The following is a 14,599-nucleotide window of genomic DNA, read 5'->3' as shown; positions in this document are numbered from 1 at the left end:
CAGGGCGCCGGTCAGCGTGCCGCATTCCAGTCCCGCCAGTCCTGTCCCTCGTCGATGTCGATTAGCATCGGTAATAGCGCCACGGAGGCGCCTGCCGGAAGATTGCTCCAGACGTCCTCCATTGCGTACGGGCCCGACCATCGGACCTTTTCGAAGGGAGACTTTGTACGGGCGCGCTTGTTGATCCCGAACAGCCAGAATCCGCCATCCCGTGCGGGGCCGAAGACGGCATCGTGGCGTTTCAGGGCGCGGATCGCCTGGTGAAGCAGGGCCGGCGTGAGGTCTGGCGCGTCGGCGCCGATGAAGAGGACCGGTCCGTTATATGCGTCGGCGAGGCCCCGGTTCAGGCGCTCGGTGAGGCTGCCTGAGCCCTGGCTGAGACGGACAAGGTGGGCTGGCCAGATGCCGCCGATTGTGTCGGATAGTGCGCCGTCAGGCGCCGCATAGAGAACAGGCCTCCAGGGGCCGGAAAGCGCCGCCCTCATGGTGCGTGCGAGGGTGAAGTGAGCGATGCGTCTGGCTTCGGTCAGGCCGACGCCGCTGGCCAGGCGGGTTTTGGCCAGCCCCATCCGGGGCGGTTTTGCGTAGATCAGGACGGTCGCATTTTTCATTTCTTGGCCTTACTTTCGACAGCAAGAAGAGCAAAGCTTTCATTCACGCTAGGGAGAGATATGTCATGAACGCGCCTCGAATGCTCGCAGTCCTGACCGGGTTGTTCGCCCTGTCAGCCTGCTTTTACAGTGAAGTCCCGCTTATTCCGGCGGGGGAGCAAGTCAGGTTACCTTACGATGGCGTGGTGCTCTGTCTTGACGATGACTGCCGGATTGTGATGGCCGAAAATGACGGCACGTACAAAATCCAGCCCCCGCCCGAAGAGGCGGATGAAAAGCCGCTTTTCGTGCGCTTCCAGATGCTGGCCGCGCCAGGCAGCGATGAAGACATGAACCCGGTTTACCTGGCTGAAGCGGAAATGCAGGACGGTGAGGAAGTATCGTATCACTATCTGGTGGCACACAGGCGGAGAGATACGATGACCCACGTGCCGACATATGAATTCGCGATGCCGTCATGCAATGACGCGGCGGATGAAGCGTTGGCGCGTTTCGGTATTGTGCGGACCGACAGCTATTCGTGCCGGGTTTCTGATCTTGAGGCGTTCAAAACTTACCTGGTTGAGACCCACAGCGCAGATTTCGAGACCGAGGATTTCTGGAAAGACAACTAGGTGTATTCCTTGGCGAGCTTGTCCGGGCTTACGCCCAGGAGAAAGCGTGCCAGCATCCAGGAATTCTTCCAGGCGCGTTTGCGCCAGCCGTCACGCTCATACTTGGCCGCCGATGTGCGGGCCTCGGCATCAAGGAAGGTGAGGTTCTTCTTTCCCACCGCCTGCACGATCATGACGTCTTCCATCAGGCGCACATCGGGAAAGCCGCCGATCTGGTCATACTTTTGGCGGGAGATCAGCAGGCCCTGATCGCCATAGGGCAAGCCGAGCCAGCGCGCCCTGCGGTTGGCGCGTGACTCCAGCCAGCGGGCCCCTTTCTCGTCCGACCGGTATTTCAGGCGGAAAACGGCTGCATTGTCCGGGCGGTGGGAGATGTGGTCCGACACGCGTTCGGCCCATTCGCGGGAGAGGGCCGTATCGGCGTGAAGGAATAGCAGCCATTCGCCGCGCGCGGCCTCTGCGCCGGCAATCAGCTGGCGGCCACGACCCTTGGCGGCCTTGAGCAAAACAGCACCGGCTGCTTCTGCCAGCGATTCTGTTCCGTCTTCGGAGAACCCATCAGTTACGATGACTTCACGGATCAAGCCGCTATCGAGGCCGGGCATCAGGCTTTCGAGGCACAAGGGCAAATCCCGGGCGGCGTTCAGCGTGGGAATGATGACGGACAGTGGAGCGGGCATGGGGATTTCCTGGCAGGCGCATGAGCACGAGGAACTCTCTTCGGGCAACCGCGTTCCATCTGCAATCCAAACCTGCACGAGGAAATCTCAAATGACGAGCATTTATGATCGCCTGAAGTCAGACCATGACAGGCACCGCCAGCTATTGTCCCAGCTGGTTGAAACGACCGGCGACAGCGAAGCGCGCCGCAAACTCTGGGAAACATTCTTCTACGATGTCGGGGCGCACGCCGCTGCCGAAGAAGAGGCATTCTATGCCCCCTTGATGGAAGAATCGAAGGGCCAGCCCAAGGCGCGCCACTCGGTGTCAGAGCATCACGAAATCGATGAAATGATCCAGGATATCGAGGCGATGGACTTCAGTTCGCCCGGTTGGCTGGCGCGGTTCAAGACAATGCGAGAACGCTATGAGCACCATATCGACGAAGAAGAGAACGAGATTTTCGCAACCGCGCGCAAAGTGCTGGGCGCGGATGCGTCAGGCGAAATCGCGGGCACTTTCGAAACCCGCAAGAAGAAGGAACGCGGCCTCGTCGACGCGAAGGCCGACGCGGCGCTGGAAGAATGATCAGCCGAGTTCGGTCAGCCTCTTTTCGATGAGCAAGAGGTCCCGCCAGGCCCGGCTCTTGTCCTGCGGACGCCGCAGGAGATAGGCCGGGTGCAGGATCGGGATCAGGGGAATCGAGGCGCCGCCCGGTGTCGTGAACGTGTACTCGGTACCGCGCAATTTCATGATGCCGTCGTCGCTGCCGAGCAGGGCCTTGGCCGGGACGCCGCCTGTGGCGATGATTAATTTGGGTTTTCCCAGTTCGACCATCCGGTCGACGAAAGGGCGGCAGACGTCCAGTTCTTCGGCATCAGGGTTCCTGTTGCCGGCCGGGCGCCAGTAATTGACGTTGGTGATGAACGTGTTTTCGGTGCGTGAACGGCCAATCGCGGCGAGCATCCGGTCGAGCAGCTGGCCCGCCTTGCCGACGAAGGGCAGGCCGCGCCGGTCCTCGTCTGCGCCCGGACCTTCGCCAATGACCATCAGGTCGGCCCCCACGACACCATCATAGACGACCGTATGTTCACAGGTCGCCTTGAGCGGGCAGCCGTCGAACGCCTCGATCGCCGCTTTCAGCGCGTCCATCGAATCGCAGGCGGCGGCAGCCCGGGTGGCTTCCGCGACCCAGTCAGTGGGTCCGCGGGTGCGGCGAGGTGCGGCTTTCGGCGCGCCTTTTGTATCCGCTTTCACGGGTTTCAATACCGGCTCGGAGGCCTTCATCTCCCGCATCAGGGCGTCGATCCGGGCCGAATCGACCTCGACTCCCATGTCCAGCCACCAGTCTGTCAGCGCCTTGAGGGCATCACTTGACGCGAGGTTTGGCATTGCGACGCTCTGGACCTTCCCGAAACAGGCTGTAATTGCATATGATTGAAACGTAAGGCGGTATCCTACACGCCACAATGAGGAGTTACCAATGGCTGATGACGCCCCGCAGCGCGAGTCGATGGAATATGATCTGGTTATCGTTGGCGGCGGCCCGGCCGGCCTGTCGGCAGCAATCCGGTTCAAGCAGGCGGCGAATGCGGCCGGCGAGGACATGTCAGTCGTCGTTCTGGAAAAAGGCGGCGAAATTGGCGCGCACATCCTGTCAGGCATCGTGCTTGATCCGAAGGCGCTGGACGAATTGCTGCCCGACTGGCGTACCAATAGCGATTGTCCGCTGAAGACCGAAGTCAAGATCGACCGCTACAAGCTGCTCGGCGAGAACGGATCGGCCGAGCTTGGCTGGCTGCCCTTCCCGCCGCTGATGAGCAATCATGGCTGCTATGCCGGCTCGCTGGCAAATGTCTGCCGCTGGCTTGGCCGCGAAGCGGAAGCGCTCGGCGTTGAAATCTATCCCGGCTTTGCCGCATCCGAGGTCGTTTACGGCGAGAAGGGCGAAGTCCGCGGCGTCGTTGCCGGCGTCATGGGCATCGGCGCTGATGGCCAGAAGAAACCCGATTTCGAGCCGGGCATGGAACTGCTCGGCAAGTATGTGCTGTTTGCGGAGGGCGCTCGCGGCTCGCTCACCAAGCAGCTGATGAGCAAGTTCGACCTGCAGGCCGACAGCGACCCGCAAAAGTTCGGGATTGGCCTGAAGGAAGTCTGGTCGGTGCCGGAAGAGATTTTTGTGGATGGCCTGGTGCAGCATTCGTTCGGCTGGCCTGTCCAGGACAAGGACGGCAATGGCGGCGGATTCCTGTATCACTTCCGCGACAATGGCGAGCCGTTCGTCTCCGTCGGCTATGTGGTTCACCTGAACTACAAGAATCCGTATCTCGCGCCTTATGAGGAATTCCAGCGCTACAAGCATCATCCCGACATCCGTCGCTACCTGGAAGGCGGCAAGCGCGTGGCCTATGGCGCGCGGGCCATCACGTCCGGCGGCCTGCAGTCCATTCCGAAGCTCAGCTTCCCGGGCGGTGCGCTGATTGGCTGCTGCGCAGGGTTTGTGAACCTGCCGCGCATCAAGGGTACGCACAATGCCATGAAGACCGGCATGCTGGGCGCCGAAGCGGCGTTCGAAGCGATCAGGGCCGGGCGTTCCGGTGACGAGATGAGCGAGTATGACGAGGCCATGCATTCCAGCTGGGTGCAGAAGGACCTGTCGACCGTGCGGAACATGAAGCCGCTGATGTCGCGCTTCGGCACGATGATCGGCGCCATGATCGGTGTGCCGGACATGTGGATGCGCTCGCTGGTCGGCTTCGGCTTCCTGCCGACGCTGAAGCACGGCAAGACGGATGCGTCCTCGCTGAAGCCAGCAGCAAAGTTCAAGCCGATCACCTATCCGAAACCGGATGGCGTGCTCAGCTTCGACAAGCTGACCAATGTGTCCTTCACCAACACGTTCCATGGCGAGGACCAGCCCTGCCACCTTATCGTGAAGGACATGGCGCTGCAGAAATCCTCCGAGCATGATGTGTATGCCGGCCCCTCGGCTCGTTATTGCCCGGCGGGCGTGTATGAGTGGATCGGGGAGGGCGCCGACCTCAAGTTCCAGATCAACGCGCAGAACTGCATCCACTGCAAAACGTGTGACATCAAGGATCCGAACCAGAATATCAACTGGACCGTGCCCGAGGGTGGCGGCGGACCAGCCTATCCGAACATGTAGGCACGACCGCACGATTGCGTGACAGTGGCGCGGGCAGGGCAACCTGTCCGCGCTTTTACCATTCGGGGCCTTGTTCTTGCCTCATGGGGCTGCTTCATTCTTCGCAAACGCGAAACGGAGAACCCTGACGCCCATGCGCCTCAAGCCTGTCTTAGCCGCCTCTGCCCTAGCCATTACACTCGCACTCGCGGGCTGCGCCTCGGTCGCCTCCGGGCAGGCCGCTGACGCGTCAGCGTCGGTCTATGCCGATGCCGAACTGTCGGATGCCGCCCGGTCGACAGCCGTGATGGGCGCCGATGGCAAGCCGGTCGGCATTTCAGCCTATCCGGCACCGATTGACGCGATCAAGGCCGGGGACATGGCGGCGTTTCTGATCATGACCCGCGGTCTTGCCCTGGAAGACCGCGACTCCAATCCCCTGTTCAATGCCTTCCTCGCAATCGACCGGGCGGCGGCGAATGATACGGCTGGCGCGCGCTTGATCCTGAACATTCACGAGCCCGTTGACGATCCCGCTGACGCGACGGGCAGCCAGTCGCAATTCTATGCCTATCTCGATGCCTGGTTCCTCGCCATGGACGGACAGGCGGACGCGGCGCTTGAGCGCCATCGCGGTGCCTCGTCCGGCATGCCCGGATTGACGGGTGACCTGTCGCTGGCCGCCATGCTGGAGGCGCTGGGCCGCCCGGAACAGGCGCTGGCTGTCTATGAATCCCTCACGCCGACAAGGATCGAGGCGCCGGAACACCAGTTCGATCCGCGCGGGCTGCTGTATTCCCACATCAAGACGGTGATTTCCCGTCATGCGCTATTGCTGCAGAAACTCGACCGGATTGACGAGGCAAAGGCCGTTTACCAGCGTCTGGCAGATGCCGAACCTGAAGAGGCGATCAGCTATGCCGCCGCGCTCGAAAGTCTCGAAACCGGCAAGAACCTGCGCAATGAATCGCTGACAGTGCGGGCCGCCTTTGCCCAGTCCCTGGCGGATGTTTCGCGGGCCCTGCAGGAACAGAGGATCATCCGTCAGATCATGATGGGCGGACGTCCTGACGGGTTTGACGACCAGCGTTCGGCGTTCGACCAGGTCGCGCTTCTGATCCATCCCGAGGATGATGGTTTACGCACGTCGATCGTCGATGATTTCTACGAGAATGCCCTCTATGAATCGGCTGCGCACGTGGCGCTGACCGGACCCAAGCCTACCGCGTCGCTGGAAATTGCGGCCGGGCAGGCCTACCTGATGGCCGGGCAGGAGGCTGCGGCGCGGACCGCCATCGACAAGGCGCTGGAGCTGTCTGATACTGACAACCGGCTGCAGACCCTGTATGGTGCGCTGCAGCTGCGCACGCTGCTGAATGATGAAGCCGAGGCCGGTGAGCTGCTCGATGAATTGCTGGCGGCGGCCGAAAGCCCTGCCGAACGGGCGGCCGCTCATGGCCTTGCCGCAGAGATTTACGGACAGTTTGGCAATTATGCGAACGCGGCCGAGAATGCCGAAAAGGCGCGGGCGCTGGACGACACGCACGATCGCCGCCTCGCGCTGGCGGATGCCCTGGGCAAGGCGGGCCGGGTCAATGAAGCGATCATCCTGTTGCGCACCGAGCGGCTGGCGCGTCCCAACGATCCCTACACGCTGAATTCACTGGGTTATTTCCTGATTATCCACACGGACAAGTACGAGGAAGGCTATCGCGTGCTGGCCCGGGCCAAGGCGCTGGCTCAGCACGACCCCTATATTTCGGATTCCTTTGGCTGGGCCTTGTTCAAGATGGGTGACCTGAAGGGCGCCTTGCGCATGATCGAGACCTCGCGCAAGGAGCTGAAACCTCACCGGCACTGGGAAATCGAGAGCCATCTCGGTGATATCTACTGGTATCTGGACCGCAAGGATGACGCGCGCGAAGCTTGGCAATATGCCCTCGACAACCGGCCACCGGTAGAAGAGCGGCGGAAACTGGAAGCCAAACTGGCAGAAGGCCTCACTGCGCCCGCACCCGAGAAACGGCCGCTTCCTGATGTGTCCATAAACGACGGCGAAGTCGATAGGCAGGACATCTGACACTGGCCCCTTTAACGCGCCGCCGGTGCGCCTTACTATCGCCGGAAACGAATGCGATTCCGCCTTCTGCTGCCAGGGATCGCTGGCCCTTGTAACAGGACAACCACATGGCCGATGCCTACGAGAAGCCCCGCATTCCGACCTGGGTGTGGCCGGTCGCAAAGTGGACCTTGATCGCCGGTTTTGTTCTTGGCGTTATCGGCCTGATTGCGATCTGGCTGTATTTCGCGGCGCTCGGCCGCGATGTGCCGAGCATTTCCAAACTCAAGCAGTATGAGCCGCCAATTACCTCGCGCGTCCATGCCGGCGATGGAACGCTGATCGCGGAATTTGCCGATGAGCACCGCGTCTTCGTGCCCTACGAATCCATTCCCAAGCACGTCATCGACGCCTTCGTGGCCGCCGAGGACAAGAATTTTTTCACGCATGACGGGCTCGACTATGTCGGTATCACGCGCGGTGCGGTGAATTCTGCCAAGAACAAGGTGACAGGTTCGGGCGGCCTTCAGGGCGGGTCGACGATCACGCAGCAGGTTGCCAAGAACATGCTGCTGACGCGCGACCAGAACCTGAAGCGCAAGGCGAAGGAAGCGATTGTCGCCCAGCGGATGGAGAAGGAATTCACCAAGGGCGAGATCCTCGAACTGTATCTTAACGAGATCTATCTTGGCGGCCGGTCCTATGGCGTCGGCTCGGCCGCGCTCAACTATTTCAACAAGTCGCTGCCGGAGCTGAACCTGTCCGAAGCTGCCGTGCTGGCATCGCTCGCCAAGGCACCCTCGGCGGTGAATCCCTACACCAATCCGGACAAGCTGCTCGCGCGCCGCAACTATGTGCTCGGGCGGATGGTGGAAGACGGCTACATCACACGTGAGCAAGCCGACGAGGCGAAGGCGATGCCGCTGACGACGACCAAGCGTCTTCGCGGGCCGGAATATGCTGCAGCGACCTATTTCGTGCAGGAACTGCGCCGCGACCTGACCAAGACCTATGGCGAGGAAACGCTCGGCCGGAGCGGCCTGTCCATCCGCTCGACCATCGACACGCGCATGCAGCTGGCGGCGCAAGAGGCGCTGCAAAACGGACTGATATCGTATGACCGGCGTCACGGGTATCGCGGGCCGGTCACGAGCTTGCCTGTCGGTGGCGGCATGCTCGAGGCGCTGAACGCTGTAGAGCTTCCCGGAGGCTATGGCACATGGGAAGCCGCGCTGGTTACGTCTGTCGGTTCCAAATCTGCGGAATTGCTGTTGATCGACGGTGCCAAGATCAAGCTGCCGGCCGAAGAGCTGGAATGGGCCCAGACCTATAAGCCCGAAGGCGGCAAGCCGGGCCTGCAGGTCGGCCATGTTGTCCTGGCTGAGCTCAAACGCCAGGTTCTGAATGCGAATGAAACCGGCGCGCCTGATCCTGATGAGCAGGAGCTCGACGAAGAGGGCAACCCGATTGCCCGGCCGGTGGCGCAATCCATGTTCCTGCCGGTTGGCAATGCCACGCTGCGCCAGGTGCCGGAGGTCGACGGTTCCCTGATTGCGCTGGACCCGCATACGGGGCGTATCCTAGCCATGCAGGGCGGCTATTCCTTCTTCAAGAGCAGTTACAACCGTGTAACGCAATCGAAGCGCCAGCCGGGGTCGAGTTTCAAGCCGTTCGTTTACGCTGCCGCGCTCGAGAAGGGCTATACGCCCGCGTCCCGCATGCTGGATGCGCCATTTGTCTCGTTCGACGTGTCGACGGGCGATTACTGGCGTCCGGCGAACTATACTGAAGGCCGCTCCTACGGCATGGTCACCCTGCGCATTGCGCTGGAAAAATCGCTCAACCAGGTCACCGCCCGCGTCGCGCAGGACATTGGCATGGAAGCCGTGTCCGAACTGTCCGAACGCCTTGGCGTCTATACCGACCTGCCGCCCTATGCTGCCATGTCGCTTGGCGCGGGCGACGCGTACCTGATCGATGTCGCGCGGGGATATGCGGCGTTCGTGAATGGCGGGAAGATCGTCACGCCGACCCTTCTCGACCGTGTGCAGGACCGTCACGGGCGAACGCTTTTCCGTCATGACCAACGCGAGTGCGCGGGATGTGAAGTCGAAGAGTGGGATGGCCAGGGGCCGCCGGAACTGCCGGATAGCCGCGATCAGGTACTCGACCCGATCATCGCCTATCAGGTGACCCACATGCTGGAGGGCGTGGTCGAGCGCGGCACCGGTCGCCGGGCCCTTCGCGTGGGCAAGCCGCTCGCCGGAAAGACCGGCACGACCGATGACTATCGCGACGCGGTGTTCATGGGCTTCTCGCCGGACATCGTGGTTGGCGTCCGCGTCGGGTTTGATGACAACCGGTCGCTGGGCGAAGGGGAAGCGGGCGGCTCTGTTGCCGCGCCCATCTTCACGGACTTCATGGAGAAGGCGCTTGACGGTACGCCGGCCATTCCGTTCCGGATTCCTCCCGGAGTGCGCCTGGTGAAGATCGACGCGCGCACGGGCGAACTGCCCGGCCCCGGCACATCAGTCATCATCGACGAGGCCTTCCGCCCAGGCACGGAGCCCGGGATGGCGGCGTTTGCCGGAACGGATGACTGCCTGTCAATTTCAGGCGCGTGCGGGAATTCCGGTTCGGGTTCCGGCTCGTTTGGGTCGTTCGACCCGCGTACCGGCGAACAGCCTGTGCCGGAAAGCGAGCAGTTCCCGAAGCCGCCGGAAGCGACCGCCGATGACAGTCTCGACGGGATTTTCTGAACTAGGATTTTGACGGACTGTCAGGGCTCGGCTATCCCGGCCTCTGTAATCCCGTTTGCGAAAACCCGCCCGAAGAGGCCCTTTGTCATGTCCGCTGAAATCAAGTCCCTGATCGATCAGATCCGCCAGTCCTCCGAACTGCTACGGAGGCGTCTTTGACTGGGATACAGCCACGAAACGCCTTGATGAGCTGACAAACCTGTCCGAGCGTCCCGACTTCTGGGACGATCCACAGGCGGCGCAATCCATGATGCGGGAGCGCCAGCGCCTCGCGGACGGGATCGCCATGGTCGAATCGCTGCAGCAGGAATCCGCCGATGCGGAAGAATTGCTGGAACTGGCCGATGGCGACGCGTCGATGATCGAGGATATCGAACGGACGCTTACACGGGCGGCGGAACGTGCCGAAAAGGCCGAACTCGCTGCGCTATTGTCCGGTGAAGTGGATGCCAATGACGCATTCGTCCAGATCAATGCGGGCGAAGGCGGAACGGAGAGCCAGGACTGGGCCAACATCCTGCGGCGCATGTATACGCGATGGGCCGATGCGCACGGCATGCAGGTCGAGGAACTTGACGAGCGTGAAGGTGAAGAGGCCGGCATCAAGTCGGCCACGATCCAGATCAAGGGCGAGAATGCCTATGGCTGGCTGAAATCGGAACAGGGCGTTCACAGGCTTGTGCGGATTTCGCCGTTCGACAGTTCGGCGCGGCGCCATACAAGCTTTGCCTCGGTCAGCGTTTCGCCCGTCATCGATGACAATATCGAGATCGAGATCAATCCCTCCGATGTGCGCACCGATACCTACCGCGCTTCCGGCGCCGGGGGACAGCATATCAACAAGACCGACAGCGCGGTACGCCTGACGCACGCGCCGAGCGGGATCGTGGTCGCGTGCCAGGTGTCCCGGTCGCAACACCAGAACCGCGACCAGGCCTGGCGCATGCTGCGGTCGAAACTGTATGAACTGGAACTGCAGAAGCGCCGGGATGCGGCCGACGTGGCCAATGCCGCCAAGAGTGCGATCGGGTTTGGCCACCAGATCCGCTCTTATGTCCTGCAGCCCTATCAAATGGTGAAGGACCTGCGTACGGAGGTTGAAACGTCGGACACGCAGGGTGTGCTCGATGGTGATATTGACCGCTTTTTGAGCGCCGCGCTGGCTGCTGCCGTGAAACAGGGAAATGGAACTGATGACTCGACGTGAAGGCCGGTTGGTCGAGTGGTTTCCCGACAGGGGCTTCGGCTTCATTGCGCCGGATGATGGCGGCCCGAACGTGTTCCTTCACATCAAGAGTCTTCCCAAGGAAGACAAGCGGCTGGACATCGGACAGGCCTATTCATATGACGCGGTGACGGATGCGCGCGGACGGTTGCAGGCGCAGAATGCATTGCCGATCATCGAGCCTGCGACACCGCCGAAACGACCGCGTTTCTGGGCCCTCAGCCATGTTCCGCCATTCCTCGTGATCGCCGCATTCCTCGGCATCGTCATGGCCGTGTCGCAGGTCACAACTGTTTCAACGGATTGGTGGATCGTCTACGGCATCGCGAGCTTTGGCTCGGTCATCGGCTACTGGATCGACAAGAATGCCGCAATCCAGAAGAACTGGCGCATTTCCGAAACGGTCCTGCTCCTGCTGGGGCTGGTCGGCGGCTGGCCGGGCGCGATCCTGGCGCAGGAGCTTTTCCGCCACAAGACGCGCAAGGGCACGTTCCGTTACCTGTTCTGGATGACCGTTGCCATCAACATGGCGGCCTTCGTGCAGATCAATGTGCTGGGCGGCCTCTAGCCATAGGCGCTGAGCACTTCGTCGACGGCGCGCTCAAGGTCTTTCAGGGTCGCGACATGGCTCATCTGCGTGCAGAAAGGCAGGTAGCGCGGAATGGCGCTGTCGCCGGTTCCCCAAAGGGCGCGGCCTTCGGGATTGAGCCAGATCATGCTTTTGGCGCGCTGGGCAAAGTCGCGGAACAGGTCGGCGCGCGGGTCGCCATAATTCGATCGCCCGTCGCCGAGGACGATGACGGTCGTGCGCCGGTCGATGATGCTCTCATGCTCGACTTTCAGGTCAGACCAGGCCTGGCCATAGTCAGTCGAGCCCATGCCGAGTTCACGGATGATCTTGGCCATGGCCGCTTCAAATTCATTGTCGGCAAGGATGTCATCGACAGGCTTGAGGCGGTGCGAAAAGGCAAAGGCGTGGATGTCCGGCACCGCGTCGGCCAGCGAGTAAAGCAAGAGCAGGAGGAAGCGGACATATTGGGCCACAGAGCCTGACACGTCGCAGATGGCGACGATCTTCGGGCGGTCTTTCTTCTTCTGGCGCCAGATGACATTGAACGGCACGCCTTCGAGACCGGCATTGGCCCGCATCGTGCGGCGCACATCGAGCTGGCCGCGATTGCGTTTGCGCCGCCGGCGCGAATGCTTCACGGCGAGGCGCTTGGCGATCTTGGCGATCAGGCCCTTCATGCGCTCCATGTCATAACGATCAAGCGCGTTCAGGCGCTTCTCGGCAGCAAAATCATCCCGGAACTGCTGGGTCTCTCCGGCGCCGAAGACGTCGAAGGCCCGCTCGGCGCGTTCGCGCGCCCGCATGGTGAGGTCACGGCGAATGTCGATCAGTTCCTGGGCCTCGGCCTCGTCTTCCGGTTCCCGGCCCTGGAGGGCTTCGAGCAGGCGTTCCTGCAGGCCTTCGCCGCCCATCTGCCTGATGATCTGCTGGGCGTAATAGGCAACCTGCGTGGAAAAGCGGATATTCTCGATGCCGGCCGCTTCGGCGGCGCGTTCGAGCGCCGTGGAGATGGCGCTCTCGTCGCCCGACTGGAGAAGGCCGACAAGGTCTTCCGGCGCCGATTGGGGCGCATCGCTATCAGCCTCGCTTTCCGGGGAGCCAGAGGCCGTATCCGTGCGCGAGTCTGAATGGGAGAAGTAGAGATCGAACAGACGGTCGTGGATATCCTTTTCCTCGGTCGACTTGGCCAGCACGCAGCCGAGCGAGTCCCTGAGGAGAGAGCGATCCCCATAGCCGATCAGGGCGACGGCGCGCGTCGCATCGAGCGCCTCTCCGGTCGAGACGCGCACGTCGGAAGACCGCAGTGCCCGGATGAAATTGGTGAGCGTGCGCTCCATCTGCCGCTATCCGAGTTCGGGATAGCCGGAAGATGTGCGTCCGGCCTTGTCCGGTCCGGTGGCTTCGCGCACGAGCCGGGGGATTTCCTTCGACACCGCTGCGATATCGCTCTCGTGCTTGAGCAGGACATTGAGCGTGGTGCGCACAAAGGTCTCGTCGAGGGCGGTCGTGTGCATCAGGAGAAGCGTGCGGGCCCAGTCGACGGTTTCCGAAATGGACGGGCGTTTCTTGACGTCGGTTTCGCGCACGCCCTGAACGAAGCTGACCAGTTGCTTGAGCAGGATCTCGGACACGTCCGGCACGCGGGCCTGGACGATCAGGCGTTCGCGGGCCGCATCAGGAAAGCCGATATGGAGGTGGAGGCAGCGGCGCTTCAGCGCGTCGCCGAGTTCGCGGACATTGTTCGATGTCAGGATCACGATGGGCGGGACATTGGCGCGGATCGTGCCGATCTCGGGAACCGTGACCTGATAGTCGGACAGGACTTCAAGCAGGAAGGCCTCGAACTCCTCATCCGATTTGTCGATCTCGTCGATCAGAAGGATCGACCCGGCAGGCTGCTGCATGGCGGTCAGCAGAGGACGGGATTCGAGGAATTGCTCGGAGAAGAACAGGTCTTCGAACGAGGCGAGCTTTCCCAGCGATTGGGTCAGATTGTCCGCCGAGCCAATCAGCTCGTTCAGCTTCTCCTTGAGGATCTGCGTATAGAGCAGCTGCTTGCCGTATTTCCATTCATACAGCGCCTTGCCCTCGTCGAGGCCCTCATAGCATTGCAGGCGCAGGATCGGCAGGTCGAGCCAGCGGCCAAGCGACTGGGCGAGATCTGTCTTGCCGACACCGGCCGGGCCTTCGATCAGGATCGGCTTGCGCAGGCCATGGGCGAGGAAAACCGAGGTCGATATCTCGCGCGTGGAAATATAGCCGACTTCGGCGAGCCCGGAAGTGACAGCCTCAATCGAGGTGAGCGGCTCGTAGCCGGTGGAAATGTCTTTTGCCATGCCGAAAGGGGTAGGGGGCGGGCGAATGGCTGGCAAGGCATATCGCTGGGGCAGGGGTGGTGCTGGGGGAACGGCCCCTGTCTGCACGGGATGACGCCCCGGCTGATCGGCGCTAAGCCAGACGCATGCCTGTTGCCCGGATTCTCTTTGTTCTACCGCTGCCCGAACCGTTTGATTATGCGGTGCCGGAGGGCATGGATGTGCAAGTTGGCGCTTACGTCACGGCGCCGCTGGGGCAGACCGAGCGGCTGGGCGTGGTGTGGGAGATGCTGGATGACGAGGCGGCGGCGGGGCGGGAGCTGAAGCCGGTGCTTTCTGTCTATCCGGCCCCGCCAATGCCGGCCGCGATGCGCGACTTCATCATGTGGGCGGCCAGATATACCGTGTCGCATCCGGGCCATGTGCTGGGCATGACGCTGCGGGCGCGGGGCGGTCTGTCGCCTTCGCCGACAGAGACCGTGTTCCATCTGACAGGCGAGGGACCCGACAAGCTGACGGATGCGCGGCGGCGTGTGCTGGATGCGGCAGGGGAGGTTGGCGCGGCGAATGCGGCGGCGCTGGCTGCGGCGGCCGGGGTGTCGAGCGGGGTGGTGAAGGGGCTGGTGAGTGCCGGGGCGCT

12 protein-coding genes and 1 pseudogene are annotated in these 14,599 nt (G+C 62.1%); 8 read left to right on the top strand and 5 right to left on the bottom strand.

Annotated elements, in window-relative coordinates; all coding sequences use genetic code 11:
* Positions 1–11 precede the first annotated feature (11 nt).
* Positions 12–611: a DUF2064 domain-containing protein gene (locus VR74_RS02710; RefSeq protein WP_045694206.1), complete on the bottom strand. Its 600-nt coding sequence runs from the start codon at positions 609–611 to the stop codon at positions 12–14.
* A 65-nt stretch (positions 612–676) separates the two neighbouring features.
* Here VR74_RS02710 and VR74_RS02705 point away from each other — a divergent pair, with 65 nt between their 5' ends.
* Positions 677–1,225: a hypothetical protein gene (locus VR74_RS02705; protein ID WP_299949428.1), complete on the top strand. Its 549-nt coding sequence runs from the start codon at positions 677–679 to the stop codon at positions 1,223–1,225.
* On the opposite strand, the gene VR74_RS02700 is transcribed toward VR74_RS02705, so the two are convergent.
* Entirely contained in the window at positions 1,222–1,905 is a 684-nt protein-coding gene (locus VR74_RS02700) for a TIGR04283 family arsenosugar biosynthesis glycosyltransferase (protein ID WP_045694203.1), read from the bottom strand. The two genes, VR74_RS02705 and VR74_RS02700, sit on opposite strands and share 4 nt — an antisense overlap.
* Positions 1,906–1,996: 91 nt before the next feature.
* Between VR74_RS02700 and VR74_RS02695 the strand changes: the two genes are divergently transcribed.
* The gene (locus tag VR74_RS02695) at positions 1,997–2,473 is read left to right on the top strand and encodes a hemerythrin domain-containing protein (protein WP_045694201.1); all 477 of its coding nucleotides are present in this window, start codon (positions 1,997–1,999) and stop codon (positions 2,471–2,473) included.
* On the opposite strand, the gene VR74_RS02690 is transcribed toward VR74_RS02695, so the two are convergent.
* Positions 2,474–3,277 carry a uracil-DNA glycosylase gene (locus VR74_RS02690; RefSeq protein WP_045694199.1) on the bottom strand — a complete coding sequence of 268 codons (804 nt, stop codon included), beginning with the start codon at positions 3,275–3,277 and terminating at the stop codon, positions 2,474–2,476.
* 91 nt (positions 3,278–3,368) lie between these two features.
* Here VR74_RS02690 and VR74_RS02685 point away from each other — a divergent pair, with 91 nt between their 5' ends.
* The 5 genes from VR74_RS02685 to VR74_RS02665 all read left to right on the top strand — a co-directional run bounded on the left by VR74_RS02685 (position 3,369) and on the right by VR74_RS02665 (position 11,641).
* Positions 3,369–5,051 (top strand): electron transfer flavoprotein-ubiquinone oxidoreductase, encoded by a 1,683-nt coding sequence (locus tag VR74_RS02685; RefSeq protein ID WP_045694197.1) that lies wholly within the window; start codon positions 3,369–3,371, stop codon positions 5,049–5,051.
* Positions 5,052–5,184: 133 nt separating this feature from the next.
* Positions 5,185–7,110: a hypothetical protein gene (locus VR74_RS02680; RefSeq protein WP_045694195.1), complete on the top strand. Its 1,926-nt coding sequence runs from the start codon at positions 5,185–5,187 to the stop codon at positions 7,108–7,110.
* Positions 7,111–7,217: 107 nt separating this feature from the next.
* Complete coding sequence (locus VR74_RS02675; protein ID WP_045694193.1) at positions 7,218–9,848, top strand: penicillin-binding protein 1A; 2,631 nt, start codon at positions 7,218–7,220, stop codon at positions 9,846–9,848.
* An 87-nt stretch (positions 9,849–9,935) separates the two neighbouring features.
* A protein-coding gene (gene prfB / locus VR74_RS02670) for a peptide chain release factor 2 (protein ID WP_299949426.1) occupies positions 9,936–11,055 on the top strand; the annotation gives its coding sequence in 2 pieces (ribosomal slippage) (positions 9,936–10,004 and positions 10,006–11,055; 1,119 coding nt in all).
* Positions 11,042–11,641 (top strand): DUF1294 domain-containing protein, encoded by a 600-nt coding sequence (locus tag VR74_RS02665; protein WP_045694305.1) that lies wholly within the window; start codon positions 11,042–11,044, stop codon positions 11,639–11,641. Before prfB ends, VR74_RS02665 begins: the two co-directional genes overlap by 14 nt.
* On the opposite strand, the gene VR74_RS02660 is transcribed toward VR74_RS02665, so the two are convergent.
* A complete protein-coding gene (locus VR74_RS02660; RefSeq protein ID WP_045694190.1) occupies positions 11,638–12,981 on the bottom strand; it encodes a VWA domain-containing protein in 1,344 nt (447 codons plus the stop codon). The two genes, VR74_RS02665 and VR74_RS02660, sit on opposite strands and share 4 nt — an antisense overlap.
* A 6-nt stretch (positions 12,982–12,987) precedes the next feature.
* Positions 12,988–13,980 (bottom strand): MoxR family ATPase, encoded by a 993-nt coding sequence (locus VR74_RS02655; RefSeq protein ID WP_045694188.1) that lies wholly within the window; start codon positions 13,978–13,980, stop codon positions 12,988–12,990.
* Between the two features lie 125 nt (positions 13,981–14,105).
* Here VR74_RS02655 and VR74_RS02650 point away from each other — a divergent pair.
* Positions 14,106–14,599 (top strand): annotated as a pseudogene (locus tag VR74_RS02650) (primosomal protein N'); the annotation flags it as partial.

Source organism: Hyphomonas sp. BRH_c22, from assembly GCF_000961795.1.
GTDB lineage: Bacteria > Pseudomonadota > Alphaproteobacteria > Caulobacterales > Hyphomonadaceae > Hyphomonas.
The sequence above is the reverse complement of the archived record's forward strand: the minus strand, read 5'-3'. Positions and strand labels throughout refer to the sequence as shown.